Genomic DNA, 21419 nt, shown 5'->3' on the forward strand with positions numbered 1-21419 from the left:
AAATAGCCCGTTCCAACAGACCACATATCGCATCCAGCCCCGAGCAGCGCCTCAACCAAGGAAGCCACGCGCGCTGAAGAAGACGCCGACGATTCTGCCAATGCCCGGTCCTTGATGCGAGGTTCTTGCGTACGCCTCCAGAGGATACGAAACGCACCCCATAAATAGGGTTGATTTACTTATGAAAAGTTAAGGGCAGGGCCGCCGACGAGACGCCGTCGCGGGATCGATCTAGTAAGCCTAAGGGCGTCCGGTTTCGAAAACGCTTCTCCGATAATTGATCATGATCAAAGACGCTGCAGTCCGTCAGGTGGACAAGGGCACCGTCACATTTATTCGGAGATCAAGGCGTTGATGATAGCCCAGCACGACCGACAGACTGCCAGTCTCAAAGACCAGTCGCTCGAACGCGACGACGGAAGCCGGCATCTAGCGTCCTCGCAAAAACGAGCCGCGGCCAGCCTCGTACGCCTCGCTCCTTTCCTGCGACATCATCGCGGGCTGACAATATGCGCGGTTCTGGCGCTCACCTGCGCCGCGTTGATTTCGCTCTCTCTGCCGATGGCCGTTCGTCGCATGATCGACAATGGTTTCGGGCAGGCCGACGGGACGTTCATCGACAGATACTTTCTCATGGTGATGGCTCTGGCTGTCGCGTTGGCCGTAGCCAGCGCGCTACGCTACTACTTTGTCACCACTCTCGGTGAGCGGATCGTGACGGACCTTCGCGCCAAGGTCTTCAATCATATCGTTCGTCTTCCAGCTCGGTTCTTTGACTGCAGCCACTCGGGAGAGATAGCGTCGCGCCTTACAGCAGACGCCACCCAGATCAAAGCGGCGGTCAGCCTGTCGGCGTCCGTGGCTCTGAGAAACTCGATCCTCTGTGCGGGCGCGCTCGGCATGATGTTCGTCACCAGCCCGCGCCTATCGACGATCGCCGTCGGCGTAATTCCGCTCATAATTGCGCCGCTGATCTACTTCGGACGGTCTGTGCGCAAGAAATCGCGCGCCGCACAGGATGCGCTTGCCAGTGCGTCCGCCTATGCCAGCGAAATCATCGCGGCAAATCGAACCGTCCAGGCTTTCAATACGGAGGACGCCGCTCGGCAAAGATACGCCAGCGACGTCGAGCTGTCCTTTGACAGGGCCGTCACTGCGGCACGTGCCCGTGCGTGCCTGACGGGCGTTGCAATCGCGCTGATCTTCAGCAGCGTTGTCGGCGTGCTCTGGTTAGGCGCCCAAAGCGTCCTCGTTGGCACGCTGTCTGCGGGAAACCTGAGCCAATTTCTGATCTACTCGGTTATCGCAGCGGGATCATTGGGCTCGCTCTCGGAGGTGTGCGGAGAACTGGCGCAGGCCGCGGGCGCTGCCGGAAGGTTGTTCGACCTATTGAATGAAGAGACACAAGTGCCCGAGCCGGGCTCATGCGTCCCATTGAGGCGTCCGGTAACAGGCGGCATCGAAATCTCCGACCTGCATTTCTCTTATCCAACCGCCCCGGAAAAAGAGGTTCTCGCGGGACTGACGATGAATGTCGCTCCCGGAGAAACCATCGCGTTGGTGGGACCTTCAGGCTCCGGCAAGAGCACGGTCTTTTCGCTGTTGCTCGGATTCTACCACGCCGATGGGGGCAACCTTTCGATCGATGGAAGGGATCTGCGGTCCATCTCTCGCCAGGATCTTCGAAAGGAAATATCCATCGTTCCACAGGATGTGACCATCTTCGCGAGTTCGATCTTCGAGAACATCGCATTCGGGCGTCCGGACGCCACACGAGAGGAAGTCGTTGCCGCCGCCACCAGGGCTCAGGCTCACGGTTTCATCAGCGGATTGCCGAACGGATACGATACGGTGGTCGGCGAGCGGGGCCTTACTCTTTCCGGCGGACAAAGGCAGAGGATCGCGATTGCTCGGGCCATTCTGAAAGACGCTCCGATCCTGCTTCTCGACGAAGCCACGGCGTCGCTCGACGCGGAGAACGAGCAGCTGGTTCAGCAGGGGCTGGAGCAACTCATGGACAATCGTTCCACGATCGTCATCGCACATAGGCTCGCAACGGTTCTCAAAGCGGACCGAATTCTGGTGATGGACGGAGGCCGGATCGTGGAGCAAGGCACGCATTCTGCCCTTTTGCGCGGCGGGGGACTCTACAAGCGTCTGGCTGAACTGCAGTTCAAGACACCGGACGGTCCAGAGCATGATAAGAACGCCGCATAGGACCGTGGCGAAAGCGGTCGGGAGGAAGCGTGACGCCTTGCGCGGTGGGCGACGGCGTTCGACCAGATGCCAGGCCAATAGCAATCTATTACCCGGCACACGACCTTCATCAAGTCGTTAAGCTTCGGCTAACTGCCGAGCGCCATAACTGGGGTAGATTCTGCAATAACCGAAGCTGCCCCGATGCCCGTCAACGCCCTTTCGATCCTATCTCCAGACGCGTTGGACGACTACATAGACCTTCGCTCGGTTCCGAAGCACCGCTACTTCGGAAAAAACGAACTCATCGATAGGCTCCGGTTGGCCGTGCCCTTCGATTACATTTTCATTTCAGGACTCGATGTCGACCACTACCGTTTCGGAGGGGGCTTCTCCATCGACACCGATCTGCCACCCGCGTTCATCGAAGCGTATATGGCCGATCAACTCCTGTTCGTGGACCCGCTCGTTCAGGCCAGCAAGTCATCAACGGCGGTGGTAATCGAGAGCGACGTGTATCAGAAACAGGAAGTTCCCCAAAGGCTCCTGTATCTTCAACGGACGTTCGCAGTCCACAACAGGACCATCGTTCCAATCCTTCGAGACAGTACCGTCTATGGAGCAGTCGGCTTCACGCGGTCCACTCCGTTCAACGACGACGAGATCACGTTCCTTGCCCTGATCGCCGAGGCGATCCACACCGCGGTCACAAAACCGCTTGTCGACCGCTTCGCTGCAAACCATTTGCGGTTGTCGAAAGGCGAAATAGCGTGCTTGTCGAAGGCGAGCCTCGGACTAACCAGCCAGGGTGTTGCAAAGGCGACCGGATACCAAGTCGAGACTGTGAACAGTTACATCAAGTCGGCGGCCAAGAAGCTCGGCGCATCCAATCGGACCCAGGCCATAGCCGAGGCGATCCGACGTCGATTGATCGTCTGATCAGCGGTTCCCGGCAGTCTGGCTCCGATGGCGCCCAAAGAACGCCCGTCCCTCCATAGGGAATACTCCGCTTCTCATCAGCCGCCGAACGCACCTTGACGAAGGCTGTCGCGCACGATGCCTGATCGATGACGACGGGCTTCCTTCGCGGTGGGCGCTGCAAACCGCAAATCGGACTGGTGCGGAAATCTTTGTCGCGGTCAGCGCGATCATCGGGCGGCCGTGTCCTTTCGGGCCATTCTCTTGCAACGCTCGCGCGGCCATTGCCTGCATTTGATGAGATAGGTCGCGCCGGGCAGGAAAGGCTGTCCGACGCTTGCCCGGCTCCATCAGCGGCGCGAATTTCGCTGGCTTCCGATTATCGCAAACGATGCGAATCCATGCATTTCGCCGAAAAGCAGGCGCTTGCGAACCAATACGGCCATGACCCTTGCGGCAGTCGAAAAGCTCATCTGGTCCAGTGGTCCATCGCCCTCCCATGGCTTTGTCAGGCGGTCGGCGATTGCGCCGGCCATGTGCATTGGAACGATGTCGTTGCAGTGCCGCATAGCCTCAAACACATGGCTGATTGGGATCACCCGTCCTTCGAAGGTGACGATCGGCTCGACCAATTCGTCGTCCCATTCCTCGAAGACGTACACTGCCTCGCGGAAAAGCTCTTGAAGCGTAATTGGAGCATGTCCTGCATGAAGCGGGGGCAAAGCATTTGTCATGTCTGTCTCCTCTCAGGCCTTTTGTCCAAGGCTGTCAGCGCCATCATTACACGACTATTTTTATAGAGTAACTTACGAATGAGGAAGCCCTTTGTTCCATTATGCATCGCGCAACCTGTCAACGGACTGAGATTATGACCATATTTTTTTGAACCTGTCCGATACTTGCCGGACCGATGTGGGTAAAACATCTGGCCGCTATCGAGACCGATTGTCTCCAATCACACAACGTCAGCGGCTTCCAGTGGAGGATGCGTCGGGGGGATCTGAAGCGGTGAGGGCTTGAACGCGGCTTGCCCGCATCGTCGGATTTTCTTCAAGTTCAAGTCGCGGAACGACGAACTGCAAGGGTCATGCTATCCGGCGCGCTGGCGATCGCGTCGCGCATGTTGCATGCCACGAAGGACATCACATTCAATCGGCGCCGTCGAAGAGCGCCTCACCAATCCGTGCGGTTCGATCGCTCACGCGATCTTAGGTCAGATGAAGCTTGCGCCGAACAATTCGCGGCCATAGGCGTGGTGGGTTACCCCCGCCTGCAGATCCGCCTTGGTGAGCTCGTCGACGAAGCGGCCGTCCTTCATAATCAAAACGCGATCGCACATGTGCGCGATGACGGCGAGATCGTGACTGACAAGCACATAGGTCAGGCCTCGCTCATCACGCTGATCTGCCAGGAGGTTCAGAATTTCCGCTTGTATGGAAACATCCAGCGCCGAGGTTGGTTCATCGAGCAGGAGAATGGGTGGCGAAAGTATCAGGGCCCTGGCGATCGCAACGCGCTGGCGCTGCCCACCGGAGAGCTCATGGGGGAAGCGGTTGGCAAAGCCTGCCGGCAGACCGACCTGGCGCAGGGCCTTATCCACCTTCTGCCAGATATCGACGTGGTTCATAGCCCTCAAAGGCTCGGCGAGCGCCGTTCCGATCCGATGACGGGGGTGAAGCGAACCGTAGGGATCCTGGAAAACCATCTGCGCACATTTGAGGTCCTCGCGGCTGCGCGTCTTGCCGACGACCCTGCCGGCCAGCGCAATCTCTCCTGACCAGCCCCGTTCCATACCAGCAAGGCAGCGCAGCAAGGTGGACTTGCCGCAGCCAGACTCGCCGACGATGCCCAGGGTCTCACCACGCGCCACCTTGAAGTTCACTTCCTTGACCACGTGATTTTCCTGCTTGCCCGAAGCAAACACGACATCGAGATCGCCTACTTCAATCATCATGCATTCTCCAGATCGAGCTTTGTCCGGTCGAGAACAGCAAGGCGCCGTACCGGATTTTTCGGATCCGGCATCGCTGCCATAAGTCCTCGTGTATAGGGATGGCGCGCGTCTTCGAGCCGGGTCAGCGTTTCGATCACGCGCCCGGAACACATGACGATAATCCGCTCGCAAAAAGCTGCGACCATGCGAATGTCGTGGCTGATCAACAGCAGTCCGGAATTATTCTCCCGGACGAGCTCATCGAGCAGCGTCAGCACATCCTTCCTGACGCTGACATCGAGGGCCGATGTCGGCTCGTCGGCAATGACCAGTTTCGGCTTCGCAAGGAGCATCATGGCAATCATCACGCGTTGCCCCATGCCGCCGGAAATCTGGTGCGGATAAAGCGTCATCACGCGTTCCGGGTCCTTGATCCGCACGCGCTCGAGCGCTCTGGTTGCGGCGGCAAGCGCAGCGCGGCCGCGCAGATCAAGATGCAGGCGAGCCGCCTCGGCGATCTGCTTGCCGACCGTCAGCACCGGATTGAGCGAGTAGCGAGGATCCTGCATGATCAACGCGATGTCCTTGCCCCGTATCTTGCCCATCTGCCGCTCCGGCAGCGACAGAAGGGGCCGCCCGTCAAGCTCGAGACGCGACGCCGTGACATTAGCACTCGGCGGTAGAAGGCGCATGATCGCGCGTCCCGTCGTCGATTTGCCCGAGCCGGACTCGCCGACGATCCCGACGCGCTCACGCCCGACGTCGAAGCTTACGTCGGACACGGCGGGAACCGCGCTCCTGCCGAAACTCACGTTCAATTTCCTGATGGAAAGCAGGGGTCTCATCTCATGATCTTGCATGGCGAGGATCCAGAATGTCGCGAAGCGCATCGCCCGCGATATTGAAGGCAAGGCTGGAAATCAGGATAGCCAAGCCCGGCATGACGGCAACCCACCAGTAGTCCAGCATGAACTTGCGTCCGTTCGATATCATTGCGCCCCACTCCGGCGCCGGAGGTTGCGCACCCAGTCCGAGAAAGCCGAGGGAGGCGGCCGTCAAGATGATCCCGGCCATGTTCAACGTCAGGCGAACGATCACCGAGGGGATGCACATGGGCGCGATGTAGACGAGCAGGATGCGCAGCGGCGAGGCTCCATAAAGCCGCGCAGCAGCGACGTAGTCGGCGTTCCTGACAACCAGAGCCTCGGCACGTGCCAGCCGGGCTATCGGCGGCCAGGCAGTCAGGGAAATGGCGATGATCGCAGTGGTCAGTCCGGCGCCAAGGGCCGCGGCAAATGCAAGCGCCAGGATCAGCGAAGGAAAGGAAAGAACGATGTCTGTCGCTCTCATCAGCAGCGCATCGGTGCGGCCACCGAAGAAGCCAGCAACCACGCCGATCAGGAGACCGATGGGACCTACAATCAGAGAAATCGAGAGTACCGTCTGAACGGTGATCCGCGTTCCGTAAATCAGCCGGCTCAGAATGTCGCGCCCGAACTCGTCGGTGCCGGCCCAATGCGCGGCACTCGGCGGCTGCAAGGCGTCGGAAAGAACCTGGATATTCGGATCGTAGGGCGCAAGCCAAGGGGCAATAATCGCGACGATGCAGAGCAGCCCAAGAATGACAAAGCCTGCAAGACCGAGCGGCTCCTGCACAAGCTTCGAGACGATACGGGCTGAAGACGCTATGATGCGTGCTGGAAGGCTCGGTGGACGAATAGGAAGATTGGTGTCAATTGCCTCGCTCATCGCGCCGCCTCTCTCGTGCGCGGATCGAAGATCGCATAGGCGATATCCGCGAGGAAATTCAGAAACATGAAGATGAAACCGATGATGATCGTACCTGCAACGACGGCATTCATGTCGCCGATCATCAGCGCGTTCGTCATGTATTGACCGATGCCTGGCCATGAAAAGACGATCTCGGTCACGACCGCGCCTTCAAGAAGCCCACCGTAGGAGATCGCAAGAATGGTGATGAGCTGTACAGCAATGTTGGGAAGAACGTGGCTGATGACGGTCCTTGCCGGGCCGACGCCTTTTGCGCGCGCGGCAATCACATAGTCCTGGCTTAGCTGTTCCAGCGTGAAGCTGCGTGTCATCCGGGTAATGTAGGCCATGGCCGCATAGGCAAGGATGACAGCTGGGAGAATGATGTGGCCGAGTGCGTTCCAGAAAATCTCGGTTTCGCCCTGCAAAAGGCTGTCGACCAGCAAGAGGCCCGTCTGCGGCGTGACGAGGCCCTCGTAAAAGACATCCATGCGTCCAGGGCCACCAACCCAGTTCAAGCCGGCATAGAAGATAACCAGGCCGACAATTCCGAACCAGAAGACCGGGATCGAATGACCGACAAGTGCAATCACGCGAGCAACCTTGTCGATGAAACTGTCGCGAAAAAGCGCGGCAGTCAGGCCAAGGGGTACACCAACAAACGTCGAGATGAGAATTGCCAGGGTGGCAAGTTCGAATGTCGCCGGGAATGCTTGGGCGAGATCCGCCGATACCGGATTGCCGGTCAGAACCGCCGTCCCGAAATCGCCCTGAGCGAGCCCCTTCAGATAGATCAGAAATTGCTGGTAGATCGACAGGTCAAGGCCGAGCTTCTGGCGCATGGCGGCGTAGGCAGCCGGATCTGCAAGCTCGCCGACGATGGCCCCGACAGGATCGGCGGGCAAGACGCGGCCGATCACGAAAGTGACGCACAGAAGGATGAACAGGCTGAGAACGAGATGCCAAAGCCGCCATCCCAGTTCGGTTACGGACAGTTCTTTCATGATCGGCGACCTTGTTTATTCGGTCTCGGCCTTGGTCACGCCTTCAAGGCGCGTTATCAAATTGGGATGGCCGACATAGCCCTGAACCTTGCTGTTCAAGACGATGGGTTCGAAACGCTCGAACATCGGCAGCACGGCGGGCTTTTGGTCGATGAACATCTTCTGCATCTCAACATAAAGCTCGCCGCGTTTTTTGGGGTCAGGCTCCATCGACGCCTTTGCCGTCACTGCGGTCAATTCCGGAATGTCCCAGGCCGAGCGCCACACGAAGTTGCCGGCATTGTTGGCTTCGAGCGAATTGTCCGGATTGGATGCAAACTGCTCCATCGCACCGAGGACGTTCGGCATGTAGGCGCCAGTCTGTGGGATCAGGAGATCAAAGTTTCTCGCCCGGTGGGCCGAAATGATGTCGGAGCCATTTCCCTGCTGGACATCGACCTTGATGCCGATCTGGCCGAGTGAGGCCTGAATGGCCGTTGCCAGATCGACACGAGGTGTCTGAGCTATGGTCTTCAGCGTCAGGGAAATGCCATCCTTGAAACCCGCGTCGGCCAACAGCTGCTTTGCTTTGGCCACATCGAGGTGCCAGTCCGGACTTGGTACCGCATACTCGTAATTCTCTGGTACCGGGACCGTCCTGACGCGACCGTACGGCCCCATGATCGTCTTTTCGATACCCTGATAGTCGATGCTGTAGGCGATCGCTTCGCGCACCTTTGGATTGGCGAGATACTTGTTGCCCGCGTTCATCGCTAGAACATAAAAACCGCCGGTGGGCACGCGCTGAACCTCAAAGCCCTTCTTGCCGTTGAAAATCGCCAGATCAGACGCCGTCAGGGCGCTGGCAAGATCGATGTCGCCGCGCTCCAGCATCAGGCGTTCGACCTGGCTTTCAGGCACATGCCGGACGATGACACGGCGCATCTTCGGCGCACCCGCGACATAGTCCTTGTTAGCGTCAAGAATGACGAGCTCGTTCGGCGACCAGCGATTGAGTGTGAACGGACCGGAGCCGGCAGAATGGGTTCTAAGCCAGGCGTTTCCATAGTCGTCGTTGACGACGTGCTTTTCGACCTCGACGCTGTCGACCACGCTCGCAATCGCCATGGCGAGCCGGTAAAGCAAAAGTTCCGACGTCACCGTGTCGGAAAGATCGATACGCACGGTCTTGACGTCAATCGCTTTGACCAACTGGTCGACATTGTCTTTCGTGTAGCCGACTCGCTTCAGGTTTGCTGCCGCAGCCTGGTCGAGCTTTAGAAGTCGCCCTAGAGAATAGACAACGTCCTTCGACGTGACCGGATTGCCTGAGGCAAACGCTGCTTCACGCAGCTTGAAAGTGATCCCCTTGTCATCGACCTGCCAGCTTTCTGCAAGCTGCGGTACGATCTTTCCGTCCGGCGTCGTTGCCACCAGCCGATCGTAGAGGTTTGACATGATCTCGACGGCCTTACCTTCCGTCGCTTGCTGCGGGTCGAGCGACAGAACCTGGGCCAGCGATGTCCCGATAACAAGCTGGTCAGCGGGCGTGGCCGCCTTGAGCTCCTGGGCCGCCATGGTGAGCGCACTTAAGGCGACGCTTACAAACAGACTTCTGGGAAAATACTTCATTGCAACTCCTCCCTGAGTTACTATACGAGACATAATATGTCGTCCGTATGTCGTATTATGATTTATCGAAGATCAGAGCGCTTTGCAAGCGTCGTGCGGACGAGACCGGATGGATAGATTGGGACGGGCATGATGGTAACGATCAATCGCGGCAGGCAGCGGCTGGCACAGCAGGTCATCGATCAACTGCGCCTGCAGATCGAGACGGGAAAGCTGCGACAGGGGGATCAACTGCCAACCGAGCCGCAGCTTGAGGCTACCTTTGGCGTCAGCCGGACGGTCGTCAGGGAGGCAATTGCCGACCTGCGCGCGGCAGGCTTTGTCCAACCGGTTCAAGGCAAGGGTGTCTTTGTCGCCGACCCCAAAACAAAGACGGGTCTCTCGCTCACGCCAATCGAAGTAAAAAGCATCCCAGAGACCCTTGAATTGCTGGAATTTCGAATGGCTGCCGAAGGCGAGGCCGCGGCCATCGCAGCCTATCGCAGGACAGCCGAGCAAGAAGCCGCCATCCGCGCGGCCAACAGGAAGATGGCGAATTTGATTGAAGCTGGGCAGCCGACCGTCGAGGCCGACTACGAGTTTCACATGGCCATCGCTGCCGCTACGAACAACCGGTTTTACGTCGATGTTCTGCGCCACTTCGGTCCTCGTGCCATACCGCGCGGACAGTTTCCGACCTTGCCAGAAGCCAATGACCGCACCTATCTCGAAAAGGTCCACGCCGAGCATGGGGAGATCCTCTCGGCCATCGCAGATCAGGATCCGGATCGGGCCCGCCAGGCCATGCGCGCCCACATGATGGCAAGCCAGCGACGCTATCGAATGCTCGCAGAGCAGCAATAATACTCGACAGCCTCCGAAATTCATATTATGTCATATGACATGATCTGATCATTCGGGAGGATGAAGGTGTATTTGGGAACGCAGGTCGCAGTGCGCGACGATGACGATTTTCGTGTTTTTGCCCAGCTTGGGGTGAAGCATATATCGGCCGATCCGCCAGGCGCCCCGTCAAGCTGGACGCTGGAAGATCTAGAGCGTCATTGCGATCATGTGGAAAGCTTTGGGCTTGTGCTCGACATGATCCAGCTTCCCCTGCCGTCGAAACCGATCGAGAACGCATCCTATCCCGATATCCTCTTGGCCGGGCCCGAGCGCGACCGGCAGATCGACGCTGTCTGCCAGATGATCGAGAACTGCGCCAAGGCAGGCATACCTGCGACCAAATACAATCTCAATTTGATCGGCATTCCGCGCACCGAACTCGAAAAAGGCCGCGGCGGATCGCTCAACGAGGCATTTCGTTGGGACAAGGCGGACCACCAGGCGGCGCCTGGCCTTGCGGGAGTGCTCCGGGAGGATGAAAACTGGGAGCGTATCGATTACTTTCTCGAACGGGTCGTTCCCGTTGCCGAAAGCAACCGCATTCGCCTTGCCTGCCATCCCCACGATCCCTACACGCCTCCCGGCTATCGCGGCGTCACACGTGTGCTTGGGACGGTCGACGGGCTCAAGAAGTTCGTCCAGATGCGGGAAAGCCCCTATCACGGTTTGAACTTCTGCCAAGGGTCGATCGGCGAGATGCTCGAAAATCCGCGTGAGGAGATCGACGACATCATTCGCTGGTTCGGCACACGCGACAAGATCTTCAACCTGCACTTCCGCAACATTCGCGGCGGCGCGCTTTCCTTCATGGAAACCTTCCCCGACGAGGGTGACATGGACATGGTCCGGTCGCTGAAAGTGTATAAGGAGGTCGGCTACAAATACATGGTCATGCCGGATCATGTACCGAGCATCAGCGGCCGCGATGCCAGCGGTGTAGCCTTCAGCTTTTGCTATGGTTACATCGCCGCCCTGCTTGAGGCCATGGAAGCCGGGCATCTGTGATCGCGCCTCCAAATCCTTCGATAGAGCAATAACTCAAGGACATTGACATGGAACCCGATGCCATCAAGAAAGCGGTCGGCGACGGCTTGCTTTCCTTTCCCGTGACGCATTTCGACAGCGACAACACGTTTGACGAGGCGGCATACCGCACACACGTCGACTGGCTGGCTGGCTTTGAGGCAAGCGCACTTTTTGCAGCCGGCGGTACCGGCGAGTTCTTCTCACTCAATCCTGCGGAAGTGCCGCTGGTCATACGTGCCGCCAAGAAGGCAGCCGGCAAGACGCCAATCATTTCGGGAACAGGCTATGGGACCTCGCTTGCAGTCGAGATTGCACGATCAGCCGAAAGGGCCGGCGCCGATGGGCTGCTGCTCCTGCCGCCATATCTGATGTTTTCGGAACAGGCCGGCCTGGTTGCGCATGTAAAGGCAGTCTGTAACGCAGTCGGGATCGGGGTGATCGTCTATAACCGTGATAACGCCATCCTGTCGGCAGACAGTCTTGCGCAACTCTGCGACGAATGCCCCAACCTGATCGGTTTCAAGGATGGGGTCGGGGACGTCGACCGCGTCATTGAGATCACCACCAAGATTGGCGACCGCCTCGTCTATGTTGGCGGCATGCCGACGCACGAAGTCTATGCTCAGGCCTATTTCGCCGCTGGTGTAACGACCTATTCGTCAGCCGTCTTCAATTTTGTCCCGGAACTGGCACAACGTTTTTATCAGGCGCTGCGAAACGGCGACCAAAGGACCGTCGACCGGATTCTCAAGGATTTCTTCTTCCCATTCGTTGCCCTGCGCAACCGAAGAAAAGGCTATGCAGTCTCGATCATCAAGGCCGGGCTAAAGGTGATAGGCCGCGATCCCGGCTCTGTCCGGGCTCCACTCACAGATCTGACAGAAGAGGAAATTTCCGTGCTGGAGAACATCGTAGCAGCTGCCGATACCGCAAGTCTTACGCTTGAGACCGCGTAGAGACGCCTTGCTTCACCCTGCAATGTCGTAATGAGTAGACTGCGCCTTGGACGTATCGGTGCAACGCCCGAGCAGGCGCAGTCGAAGGCGCGCCTCAGCTGTTTCTAGTTCGAGCAGGGCGATTGACGATCATGTCGTCAAATCGAGCAGTCAGCCTTTTCGCGGCGTAGCCACGTAACGTTCTGACCGCATGACGCATGAGAAGGCCCTGTCAGTGGAAAAGATTATCACAATCGGAATCGAGATTGCCAAGTTGGTGCTCCAGGTGCACACAACTATCGCGACGGGCATGGTCGTTGTCGACGGCAATTGAAGCGCCGCCAGGTTGTGCAGTTCTTTGCGACACTAATGCCTCTCCTCGTGCTAGCGCCCCCTTCCGGCTCGAGGAACTCACCAACCATACCAGTATCTGACGAAGCGATCGCTCCCGGAAGATACACGTACTGTCGCGGCATCGCTGGAAGCACTGGTATCAGCTGCAAACAGAGTGATTCAAAGCCGGATCAAGAAAACCAAGCAGCTTTTGAATTGCAACCTGCAATACTTGTGCGACACATTGTTTGGACATAGTATAATTATTTTGCTCATATTATAATTATTAACCATCTTTCATTATCTGTTTATTCACGAGTGCTTTCTTCAGACAAAGCGAGAAATGAGTTCAACGGCGCTCGGCCGGGTGCCCCCGGATAACGCTCATCGTTGCGGCATCGCGCAATTCATTGCTTGCGCGGCTATTTGCGCTTGGAGGATTGCAAATGACTTTCCGATTTGGCATCGGCCCCCGCCTTTATGCAGCTTTCGGTTTCCTGCTGCTGCTCATGATTGGCTTGACGCTCTTTTCCATTTCAAAGATGAACTATGTCGACCACGATCTCGTGCAGATCAACGAGGTCAACAGCGTCAAGCAGCGCTTTGCCATCAATTTCCGGGGCAGCGTTCATGACCGGGCAATTGCCATTCGCGATGTCGTTTTGCGCGATGAGCCTGCCGGCCGTCAGACCGCGATCGATCTCATTGCAAAGCTTGCCGCGACTTATGCGGAAAACGAGCAGAAGATGAATGCGATGATCTCGATGCCGGGCGCTGCCACTGAGCCCGAGAAGGCGATCGTTGCGGAGATTGCCGACGTTCAGTCGAAAACCAATCCGGTTGTCGCAGATATCATCGCGCGCCAGATGGCGAATGACCCGGTGCAAGCCAAGAAGATGCTAATCGAGCAGGCAACGCCTCTCTTCGTCAACTGGCTCAAGGCCATCAACAAGTTCATCGACTATCAGGAAAACTTGAACAAGTCAGTCGGCAGTGGCGTCAGCGTCGTCGTTGCGGGCTTCCAGACGCTGGCACTGGGGTCGTTGGGAGGCGCTGTGCTTATGGCTATTGCCGCTGCGTTCCTCGCGACCCGCTCGATCACTTTGCCGATGGCCAAGCTGCAGATCGCCCTGCAGCGGATGGCACAGGGCAACAACGAAAGCACCAGCGATATCGAGGCCCGCAGTGACGAGGTCGGCGATTTGGCGAAGGCCGTTGGCGCCGTGCGCGAGGCCGTGACCTCGCAGGCTGAGGCGCGCGCCGCAGCCGACGCCCGGCGCACCGCTGATGAGAACGCGCGGCTCGAAGCAACCGCGGCGGAACGCGAGGCGCTATCGGCGCAGACGAACGATGCTGTTCAACAGCTCGGCCAAGCACTTGAAGAAATGGCCGCCGGCAATCTCGATATCCGTCTCGACAAGCCGTTCGCTGCATCTCTCGATACGCTGCGCCTTAACTTCAACAACTCGGTCGAGAAGCTTCAATCGGCGTTGAAGACGATCGGCGATAACGCTTTGTCGATCGATGCCGGTGCCCGCGAGATCAGCGAAGCTTCGAATGATCTGGCAAAGCGCACCGAACAGCAGGCCGCATCAATTGAACAGACTGCCGCAGCGCTCGATGAAATTTCGACGACGGTCAATGACTCGACCCGTCGCGCCGAAGAGGCCGGCAACCTTGTTGCACGAACACGCACAAATGCCGAGCGCTCGGGCGAAGTCGTGAAGCGTGCGGTTGCCGCGATGAGCCAGATCGAAGGTTCCTCGAACGAGATCAACAATATCATCAGCGTCATTGATGACATTGCATTCCAGACCAACCTGCTGGCACTAAACGCCGGCGTCGAGGCTGCACGGGCCGGCGAGGCGGGCAAAGGCTTTGCAGTCGTCGCTCAGGAAGTTCGCGAACTTGCTCAACGCTCCGCCCATGCAGCGAAGGAAATCAAGCAACTGATCAGCAATTCCGGTGATCAAGTGCGTTCCGGCGTGACCCTGGTCGGCGAGACTGGTACGGCGCTGACGGAGATCGTCAGCGAAGTGCAGGAAATCAACCGCCACGTGAGCTCAATCGTCGAGGCTGCGAAGGAACAGTCTACGGCGCTCAAAGAAATCAACGCCGCGGTCAATTCACTCGATCAATCCACGCAGAAGAATGCGGCGATGGTCGAAGAGACATCCGCAGCCAGCCACAAGCTGGCTGACGAAGCGGGTTCGCTGACAAGCCAGCTGTCAAAATTCCGCTTTCAGGGCTCTGCCGGGACGACGCAATCTGCCCATGCACTGCGACTGCCACAGAGAAACGCTCCAGCGGCAATGGTACGCAAGGTCTCGACAGCTTTTGCTGGCGGTGCGGCGGCTGAAGATTGGCGCGAATTCTGAAATAAACGACACGATACAAAGCGCCGCGACCGTCGATGTCGCGGCGCTTTTTCGTTCAGATTTTGGTCATTGGCATTATCTTAGGCTCGGCTGCGAACGCGGCCGTCTTTTCCACGCAGGGAGACCTACTTGGCTGATAATGGCACACCATTGCTTCGATCCTTGGTCTTCACCGCCGCCTTATTCGCTTCCGCACCGGGCGTGGCATCGTGGATGCGTCGAAAATGATCGCTCTACGTCAATCAAGCACAGCTGGCCGATACCTTGGATGGTTTCCGAATGCGGGTCGCAACGGCATCCTCGGGACGGTAGCCCGGCTCGTAGACCCTGGTTCAGTCGGTGTCGTGCAAAAGCGTTCCTGCTGTCGGAAGAGACATTGCAACGACGTCACCCTTGAGCGGATAGGTTTCCCGACCCGGATAGACAACAATCCGCCTTTCGGGCTGAAGGTCTTCGCACGCAAGGTAAAATCCTTTTTCGACTTTGGGTGTCAGGCTCCGCTTGACTTCAATGGCCCAGGGACGGCCACCTGGTCGCGTCAGCAGCAGATCGATTTCTGCGCCTGCCGCGGTTCTATAGAAATGCGCCTGCGTATCGCTTGGAGCGGCTGCAATCAGCGTTTCAATGACAAATCCTTCCCAACTTGCGCCTACCACCGGATGACCAAGCAACTGTTCCTCGGTAGCGAGTCCGAGCAGGGTGTGGGTGATGCCGCTGTCGCGAACATAGATGCGGGGCGACTTCACCAAACGTTTGCCGAGGTTAGCATGCCAAGGTTCAAGCCGACGCACGAGCAAGAGATCGACCAGTAAGTCGAGGTAGGATGCGACGGTTTTGCCGTCAACGCCGAGTGCGCGGGCAAAATCGGCTGCATTCAGAACACTGGATTGGCGGTGCGCGAGCATAGTCCAAAAACGCCTGAGCGTTTCGGCTGGAATTCTTGGACCGAGCTGCGGGATATCTCGTTCCAAATACGTGCGAATGAAATCCTGCCGCCAGCGTTGGCTTGCCATATCGCTAGGGGCCAGGAAGCTATCGGGGAACCCGCCGCGAAGCCATAGTGCATTGAGATCTGCTTCTGCGATCTCGAGGCCATCGATTGGCTGCATTTCAAGATAGGCTATTCGGCCCGCCAGTGTTTCGCCCGACTGTTTCAACAGTTCGATGGACGCTGATCCAAGGAGCAGGAACTGACCGGCTCTGCGGCCGGATCGCCGGCCGCGGTCGATAAGACCTCGCAGGTTCTGGAACAGGTTCGGCAAACGCTGTACTTCGTCAAGGATGACCAACTTATCGCTGTGCTGGCTTAAATAGAGTTCTGGCTCGCTGAGCTTGGCGCGGTCAGCATCGGACTCCAGGTCCAAGTAGATCGACGGTCGTGTTTGACTGATGTCGAGCGCCAGCGTTGTCTTGCCCACTTGCCGCGGGCCAATGAGTGCGACGGCAGGCTGAGAGCCGATCAGGTCGTTCAGTTCACGTTCAATTCTACGCTCAATCATCCTTGTATTTATGGAGCTTTACTCCATATTTGCAAGAAAGGAATGCAAAAATGTTGGTGCAATGCGGCCTGATTGATTGACTTGCACTGCATCGCTGCATCGCCTCCTGCGGCGGCACCTGCCGTGTGGCTGCCTCGGTCAGATAGCCGGACCGCAACCCATGCGCCGGGAACTTGTCCGGCTCCAGGTTGGCCTTTCGGCGGCGTGATCGACTGGGGCGTCAGTGGCCGCCGATCGATACTGCCCCATTGATCGATGCGTCGAAAGACTGGTCCAGCTTCGATTTTCGCTTGAGAGAGCCAGGCCTTCAAAGCGGTGACGGGCCGGCCGATCATCAGCCATTGGATATCGTCATCTGCCTGCGTTGTCTTGGCGGCCGCGGCGGGCGGCACCCCGCCCGCAGCGAAGGTCGGCGCGGCTGCGCATATTCGGGAGCATATTGACCATCAGGCGCAGGCTCGCTCCGCCAGCCTCTCGCGAGCGGGGCTCGCCACAATCGGATCGGCCCGGTCTTGCTCCACCAATGACAATAATCTTGTGAAAAATCCGAGACTAGGGCACAATTTATAAATGCACCTGAAGTGCGCAACTATCTCAAATCCGGCCGTCTCGCGCTGGGTCACAGTTGTCGTGGGAGGGTCGCGTCGATGGGTCAGGGGTTCTTTCTTCTGTTCGCGACGGTGTCCGTGATTGCGGCCCTGACTGTGGTTATGGCGCGCAGTCCGGTTCACAGCGCATTGGCGTTGATGGCTTGTTTCCTGCAAATCTCTGCTATCTTCATCTTGCTCGACGCGCCGTTGCTCGCGGTCATCCAGATCTTCGTCTATGTCGGCGCGATCATGGTCCTGTTCCTGTTCGTGATCATGATGATCGATGTGCGCGAAGCGATGTTGCAGCGGTTCTTGCCGGGCGGCAACCTGCCGGCGCTGGTGCTGCTCGTCCTGCTTGGTGTCGAGATGCTCGTGCTGGTGCTGTGGAGCAAGCGCTTTTCGGTCACCGAGCCCGCCGCTGTGCGCGGTGGCGATGAGATCAGGCAGCTCAGCACGACGCTTTTTGCCGACTACCTGCTGCCGTTTGAAGCCGCCTCCGTCATCCTGCTCGCCGCCCTGGTCGGTGCCATCGTGCTGGCGCGGAAGGAGCAGGAGTGATGGTTCCGCTCTCCTGGTATATCTTGCTCGGAGTGGTCCTGTTCGTGATCGGGGCGGCAGGCGTGCTCATCAGGCGCAATATCCTGGTCGTGCTGATGTCGCTGGAGCTTCTGCTCAACTCGGTCAACATCAATTTCATCGCGTTCGGGCGTTACGACGACGATTTCCGCGGGCAGATCTTCGCGATCTTCGTCATCGCAATCACAGCGGCGGAGGTTGCCGTCGCCCTCGGTATCCTGGTCGCCCTCGTGAGGAACAAGTCCACCCTCAAGGTCGACGACGTGACCATCATGAAAGGATAGCGGTTTGGACCCGGTGATATCGATCCGGCCGCTGCTTGCCGTTGCCGTCGCAGGTCTGGCGGCCCTCGCGATTCTCCTCCTGAACAACCGCGAACGACTCCGCGATCTCGTCTCGCCATTGGCTGCTATCGCCATGTTCGCAATTGTCGCCTCGATGGCGCCGACGGTGCTTTCGGGCGGGACGATCGACTTGCGCCTGTTCGAGATCCTGCCGGGGATTGACTTGGCTTTCCGGGTCGATGCGCTTGGCATGGTGTTTGCCACCGTTTCTTCGCTGCTGTGGATCGCGGCGGCGATCTATTCCATCGGCTATATGCGGCACTTGAACGAACACGCGCAGACCCGCTTCTTCGCCTGCTTTGCCACCAGTCTCGCGGCGGCCGTGGGCGGCGCCTTCGCCGCCAACCTGTTCACGCTGGTGATCTTTTACGAGATGCTCAGCCTCGTGACCTATCCGCTCGTTTACCACCACGAGGACGAACAGGCATGGACGGGCAGCCGCAAGTACCTTGTCTATTTGATGGGCGCCTCGAAAAGCGCGCTTCTCGCCGCGCTGGCGCTGACCTACTCCATTGTGGGGTCGCTCGATTTCAGGGCAGGCGGATTGTTGGCGGGCGTCAATGCCTCGGCGCCGCTGCTGACGGTCGTCTATTTCTGCTATCTCTTCGGCTTCGCCAAGGCCGCGATAATGCCCATGCACGCCTGGCTGCCGGCGGCGATGGTGGCGCCGACACCGGTCAGCGCGCTCCTGCATGCGGTGGCCGTGGTCAAGATGGGCGTGTTCTGCGTGCTGCGCGTGGTGTTCCATGTCTTCGGCACAGGGCTGATGGACAGTCAGCACCTGGGCATCGCCACGGCCTATCTGGTCTCGTTCACGATCCTGATGGCGTCCGTCTACGCCCTGACGCGCGACGACCTGAAGGCGAGGCTCGCCTATTCGACGGTCAGCCAGCTCTCTTATATCGTGCTGGGCGCGGTTTTGCTCTCGCCGGTCGCTATGGTCGGCGGAATCATCCACATTGCGGCTCACGCCTTCTCCAAAATCACCCTCTTCTTTTGCGCCGGGTCGATCTATTGTGCGTCCGGCAAGCGCAACATCAGCGACATGGCCGGTATCGGCCGCAGGCTACCCTGGACGATGGGCGCGTTCTTCGTCGGCTCGCTAAGCATGATCGGGGTGCCGCCGACCGCGGGCTTCGTCAGCAAGTGGTATCTGACGCTGGGCTCGATGCAGGCGGGGGACGTCGCGTTCCTGATTGTGCTCCTGGTGAGTTCGGTTCTCAACGCCGCCTATTTCCTGCCTGTGACCTATCTCGCCTTTTTCAAGACGGAGGCCGAGAAAAGCCCCGCAACGGTCCGTGAAATCCCAATGATGACGATCCCGCTGGTGGCAACTGCCATCCTGTCGGTGTCGATGGGCATCTTCCCCAACTATTTCCTCGCCCTGGCGGAAGGAGTTGTCAGATGATCAAGCGCGTGGTCGATTTCTTTGGTGACGAAGAATACGCCAACCAGCGGCGCCGGCTGTTCTATCTGGTGCTCGTTCTGATCGTCATCGCCGACTTTCTGGTCCCCCGCGAACACGCGGTTTATCTGTGGGACCGCCTGCCGGGCTGGTCGGCCGTCTATGGCTTCTTATCCTGCGTTCTGCTGATCTTCGTTTCCAAGTTCCTTGGCCATCAGGGCGGACTCATGCGGCGCGAGGACTATTATGATTGACTTCGCTCATCCGGCCCTGCTGTTCATTCTTGGCACCCTGCCGATCCCTTTCCTCACCGGATCGATCCGGAAGGTCTATCTGCTGCTGATCCCGGCGCTGGCGATCCTTGCAGTGGTAACGGTCCAGCCAGGCAGTTATGGAGCGGCGCACTTCCTCGGGCAGGAAATCCTGATCGCCAAGGTCGACAAGCTGAGCATCGTCTTCGCCACCGTTTTCACCATCATGGCTCTAATCGGAACGGTCTATGCGCTGCACTTGCCTCGTCCCGGCCAGCATGTCGCTGCCTTCGCCTACGTCGGCGGCGCGCTCGGCGTGGTGTTCGCCGGCGACTACCTGACGCTCTACCTGTTCTGGGAAACCATGGCCTTTGCTTCTGCCTATCTGGTCTTCGCCAAGGGCGGTCGACAGGCGATCAATGCCGGGTTCCGGTATATCATGGTCCATGTCACTGGCGGCGTCGTGTTGCTTGGGGGCATCATTCTCCATGGAACCTCGACAGGATCGCTGCTCTTCGGACCGATCGAGGCGGGGATGGGCGCCGGCGCCTACCTGATCCTTGCCGGGTTCCTTCTTAACGCCGCGGTACCACCCCTCAACGCCTGGCTGACCGACGCTTACCCAGAGGCGACCGTCACCGGGGCGGTATTCATGAGCGCCTTTACGACCAAGACCGCCGTCTATGTGTTGGCGCGCGCGTTTCCCGGGACCGAGCTTCTGGTCTGGCTCGGTACCGCGATGGCGCTCTACGGTGTCATCTACGCGGTGCTGGAGAACGACTGCCGGCGGCTCCTGGCCTATCACATCGTCAGCCAAGTCGGCTACATGGTGGCCGGCATCGGAATCGGGACCGAGATGGCGGTGAACGGTGCCACGAGCCATGCCTTCGCGCATATCCTCTACAAGGCTCTCCTCTTCATGGGGGCCGGGGCGGTCATCTACGTCACCGGGCAGCGCAAGCTCACCGAGCTTGGCGGGCTCTACAAGAACATGCCGCTGACGGTGGCGCTCTACATGGTCGGCGCCTTCGCGATCTCGGCCTTTCCATTTTTCTCGGGCTTCGTCACCAAGTCGATGGTGATAGCCGCTGCCGGACAGGATCATCGCGCGCTGGTGGTACTGGCGTTGACGATGGCCTCGTCGGGGACGTTTCTGCACACCGGGCTCAAGCTCCCGTATTACATGTTTTTTGGCACAGACCGGAAGCTTCAGGCGCGGGAGCCGCCGCGCAACATGCTGGTTGCGATGGGCATGGCGGCGGTCCTCTGCGTTGCGATCGGCGTATTCCCGCAGCCGCTTTATGCGCTTCTTCCCTATCAGGTGGACTTCGAACCCTATACGGGCAGTCATGTCACGGAGAGCCTCGGCCTGCTGATGTTCACCGCCTTCGGGTTCGTGCTGTTCCTCAAGGCCCTCGACCCCGAGAAGACGATCAGCCTCGACACCGACTGGTTCTATCGCAAGGGGGCGCGGCTCTTCATGTGGTTCGCCGAAAAGCCGCTGGCACGCTACGAGAAGGCGGTGAGCGACGTGTCCGAGACCGCGGCATTGCCCTTCCTATATGGCGCAGCGCGGGCGGGACTGCGGATCGATCTCATCGGCGTAGACGCCATCGTGAATGGCGTCGCCCAAACGATCCTGCGCGGCGGCGGGACGCTGCGGCGGCTACAGACGGGTGTCGTTACCCATTACGCGCTGGCGATGATTGTCGGTGTAATCGTAGCCACCATCGTCTTCGCCGTAGCGTGGCGGTAGGGGGGATCC

At 58.7% G+C, this 21419-nt stretch carries 18 protein-coding genes and 1 pseudogene; 11 read left to right on the plus strand and 8 right to left on the minus strand.

What is annotated here, in order from left to right; translation table 11 throughout:
• The first annotated feature begins 354 nt into the window (after positions 1–354).
• Complete coding sequence (locus PMI09_RS14730; protein WP_007795306.1) at positions 355–2217, plus strand: ABC transporter transmembrane domain-containing protein; 1863 nt, start codon at positions 355–357, stop codon at positions 2215–2217.
• Between the two features lie 183 nt (positions 2218–2400).
• Complete coding sequence (locus PMI09_RS14735; RefSeq protein ID WP_007795310.1) at positions 2401–3135, plus strand: helix-turn-helix transcriptional regulator; 735 nt, start codon at positions 2401–2403, stop codon at positions 3133–3135.
• Between the two features lie 329 nt (positions 3136–3464).
• On the opposite strand, the gene PMI09_RS14740 is transcribed toward PMI09_RS14735, so the two are convergent.
• From PMI09_RS14740 to PMI09_RS14765, 6 genes are all read right to left on the minus strand, one after another.
• Positions 3465–3848 carry a hypothetical protein gene (locus PMI09_RS14740; protein WP_007795313.1) on the minus strand — a complete coding sequence of 128 codons (384 nt, stop codon included), beginning with the start codon at positions 3846–3848 and terminating at the stop codon, positions 3465–3467.
• Positions 3849–4327: 479 nt separating this feature from the next.
• Positions 4328–5065, minus strand: coding sequence for an ABC transporter ATP-binding protein (locus PMI09_RS14745; protein WP_037083184.1), 738 nt, complete (start codon positions 5063–5065; stop codon positions 4328–4330).
• Positions 5065–5907, minus strand: a complete 843-nt coding sequence (locus PMI09_RS14750; protein ID WP_007795319.1) for an ABC transporter ATP-binding protein — start codon at positions 5905–5907, stop codon at positions 5065–5067. The genes PMI09_RS14745 and PMI09_RS14750 overlap by 1 nt, the downstream gene beginning before the upstream one ends.
• Positions 5894–6796 (minus strand): ABC transporter permease, encoded by a 903-nt coding sequence (locus PMI09_RS14755; RefSeq protein ID WP_007795321.1) that lies wholly within the window; start codon positions 6794–6796, stop codon positions 5894–5896. Before PMI09_RS14755 ends, PMI09_RS14750 begins: the two co-directional genes overlap by 14 nt.
• Positions 6793–7821, minus strand: a complete 1029-nt coding sequence (locus tag PMI09_RS14760) for an ABC transporter permease (protein ID WP_007795324.1) — start codon at positions 7819–7821, stop codon at positions 6793–6795. The genes PMI09_RS14755 and PMI09_RS14760 overlap by 4 nt, the downstream gene beginning before the upstream one ends.
• A gap of 15 nt (positions 7822–7836) precedes the next feature.
• Positions 7837–9432: an ABC transporter substrate-binding protein gene (locus tag PMI09_RS14765; RefSeq protein WP_007795327.1), complete on the minus strand. Its 1596-nt coding sequence runs from the start codon at positions 9430–9432 to the stop codon at positions 7837–7839.
• Positions 9433–9564: 132 nt separating this feature from the next.
• On the opposite strand from PMI09_RS14765, the gene PMI09_RS14770 reads away from it, so the two are divergent.
• From PMI09_RS14770 to PMI09_RS14785, 4 genes are all read left to right on the plus strand, one after another.
• The gene (locus PMI09_RS14770) at positions 9565–10275 is read left to right on the plus strand and encodes a FadR/GntR family transcriptional regulator (RefSeq protein ID WP_037083186.1); all 711 of its coding nucleotides are present in this window, start codon (positions 9565–9567) and stop codon (positions 10273–10275) included.
• Between the two features lie 66 nt (positions 10276–10341).
• Positions 10342–11322 (plus strand): mannonate dehydratase, encoded by a 981-nt coding sequence (locus tag PMI09_RS14775; protein WP_007795334.1) that lies wholly within the window; start codon positions 10342–10344, stop codon positions 11320–11322.
• A gap of 47 nt (positions 11323–11369) precedes the next feature.
• Positions 11370–12299 (plus strand): 5-dehydro-4-deoxyglucarate dehydratase, encoded by a 930-nt coding sequence (gene kdgD, locus PMI09_RS14780; RefSeq protein WP_007795339.1) that lies wholly within the window; start codon positions 11370–11372, stop codon positions 12297–12299.
• Between the two features lie 758 nt (positions 12300–13057).
• Positions 13058–14989 (plus strand): methyl-accepting chemotaxis protein, encoded by a 1932-nt coding sequence (locus PMI09_RS14785; RefSeq protein ID WP_007795341.1) that lies wholly within the window; start codon positions 13058–13060, stop codon positions 14987–14989.
• Between the two features lie 332 nt (positions 14990–15321).
• Here the strand turns inward: PMI09_RS14785 and PMI09_RS14790 are convergent, their stop codons facing one another.
• Together PMI09_RS14790 and PMI09_RS32225 are read right to left on the minus strand one after the other, a co-directional pair.
• Entirely contained in the window at positions 15322–16488 is a 1167-nt protein-coding gene (locus tag PMI09_RS14790) for an ATP-binding protein (protein WP_007795344.1), read from the minus strand.
• A 91-nt stretch (positions 16489–16579) separates the two neighbouring features.
• Positions 16580–16859: pseudogene (locus tag PMI09_RS32225) on the minus strand (integrase); the annotation flags it as partial.
• 276 nt (positions 16860–17135) lie between these two features.
• On the opposite strand from PMI09_RS32225, the gene PMI09_RS14795 reads away from it, so the two are divergent.
• From PMI09_RS14795 to PMI09_RS14815, 5 genes are read left to right on the plus strand one after another with little or no spacing between them, the layout of a single operon-like run.
• Positions 17136–17636, plus strand: a complete 501-nt coding sequence (locus PMI09_RS14795; RefSeq protein ID WP_007795347.1) for an NADH-quinone oxidoreductase subunit J — start codon at positions 17136–17138, stop codon at positions 17634–17636.
• Entirely contained in the window at positions 17636–17938 is a 303-nt protein-coding gene (nuoK, locus tag PMI09_RS14800) for an NADH-quinone oxidoreductase subunit NuoK (protein ID WP_007795349.1), read from the plus strand. The genes PMI09_RS14795 and nuoK overlap by 1 nt, the downstream gene beginning before the upstream one ends.
• A gap of 4 nt (positions 17939–17942) precedes the next feature.
• Positions 17943–19406: a monovalent cation/H+ antiporter subunit D family protein gene (locus PMI09_RS14805; protein ID WP_007795352.1), complete on the plus strand. Its 1464-nt coding sequence runs from the start codon at positions 17943–17945 to the stop codon at positions 19404–19406.
• On the plus strand, positions 19403–19657 hold the full coding sequence (locus tag PMI09_RS14810) for a hypothetical protein (RefSeq protein WP_007795354.1): 255 nt from the start codon (positions 19403–19405) through the stop codon (positions 19655–19657). The genes PMI09_RS14805 and PMI09_RS14810 overlap by 4 nt, the downstream gene beginning before the upstream one ends.
• Positions 19650–21410: a Na(+)/H(+) antiporter subunit D gene (locus PMI09_RS14815; RefSeq protein WP_007795357.1), complete on the plus strand. Its 1761-nt coding sequence runs from the start codon at positions 19650–19652 to the stop codon at positions 21408–21410. Before PMI09_RS14810 ends, PMI09_RS14815 begins: the two co-directional genes overlap by 8 nt.
• The last annotated feature ends 9 nt before the right edge of the window (positions 21411–21419 follow it).

Source organism: Rhizobium sp. CF122 (genome assembly GCF_000282035.1).
Taxonomy (GTDB): domain Bacteria; phylum Pseudomonadota; class Alphaproteobacteria; order Rhizobiales; family Rhizobiaceae; genus Rhizobium.

Excerpts from the sequence above, each read along its gene's own strand:
- PMI09_RS14730 (WP_007795306.1), top strand. The coding sequence starts at position 355 with ATGATAGCCCAGCACGACCGACAGACTGCCAGTCTCAAAGACCAGTCG.
- PMI09_RS14735 (WP_007795310.1), top strand. The coding sequence starts at position 2,401 with ATGCCCGTCAACGCCCTTTCGATCCTATCTCCAGACGCGTTGGACGAC.
- PMI09_RS14740 (WP_007795313.1), bottom strand. The coding sequence starts at position 3,848 with ATGACAAATGCTTTGCCCCCGCTTCATGCAGGACATGCTCCAATTACG.
- PMI09_RS14745 (WP_037083184.1), bottom strand. The coding sequence starts at position 5,065 with ATGATTGAAGTAGGCGATCTCGATGTCGTGTTTGCTTCGGGCAAGCAG.
- PMI09_RS14750 (WP_007795319.1), bottom strand. The coding sequence starts at position 5,907 with ATGCAAGATCATGAGATGAGACCCCTGCTTTCCATCAGGAAATTGAAC.
- PMI09_RS14755 (WP_007795321.1), bottom strand. The coding sequence starts at position 6,796 with ATGAGCGAGGCAATTGACACCAATCTTCCTATTCGTCCACCGAGCCTT.
- PMI09_RS14760 (WP_007795324.1), bottom strand. The coding sequence starts at position 7,821 with ATGAAAGAACTGTCCGTAACCGAACTGGGATGGCGGCTTTGGCATCTC.
- PMI09_RS14765 (WP_007795327.1), bottom strand. The coding sequence starts at position 9,432 with ATGAAGTATTTTCCCAGAAGTCTGTTTGTAAGCGTCGCCTTAAGTGCG.
- PMI09_RS14770 (WP_037083186.1), top strand. The coding sequence starts at position 9,565 with ATGGTAACGATCAATCGCGGCAGGCAGCGGCTGGCACAGCAGGTCATC.
- kdgD (WP_007795339.1), top strand. The coding sequence starts at position 11,370 with ATGGAACCCGATGCCATCAAGAAAGCGGTCGGCGACGGCTTGCTTTCC.
- PMI09_RS14785 (WP_007795341.1), top strand. The coding sequence starts at position 13,058 with ATGACTTTCCGATTTGGCATCGGCCCCCGCCTTTATGCAGCTTTCGGT.
- PMI09_RS14790 (WP_007795344.1), bottom strand. The coding sequence starts at position 16,488 with ATGATTGAGCGTAGAATTGAACGTGAACTGAACGACCTGATCGGCTCT.
- PMI09_RS14795 (WP_007795347.1), top strand. The coding sequence starts at position 17,136 with ATGGGTCAGGGGTTCTTTCTTCTGTTCGCGACGGTGTCCGTGATTGCG.
- nuoK (WP_007795349.1), top strand. The coding sequence starts at position 17,636 with ATGGTTCCGCTCTCCTGGTATATCTTGCTCGGAGTGGTCCTGTTCGTG.
- PMI09_RS14810 (WP_007795354.1), top strand. The coding sequence starts at position 19,403 with ATGATCAAGCGCGTGGTCGATTTCTTTGGTGACGAAGAATACGCCAAC.
- PMI09_RS14815 (WP_007795357.1), top strand. The coding sequence starts at position 19,650 with ATGATTGACTTCGCTCATCCGGCCCTGCTGTTCATTCTTGGCACCCTG.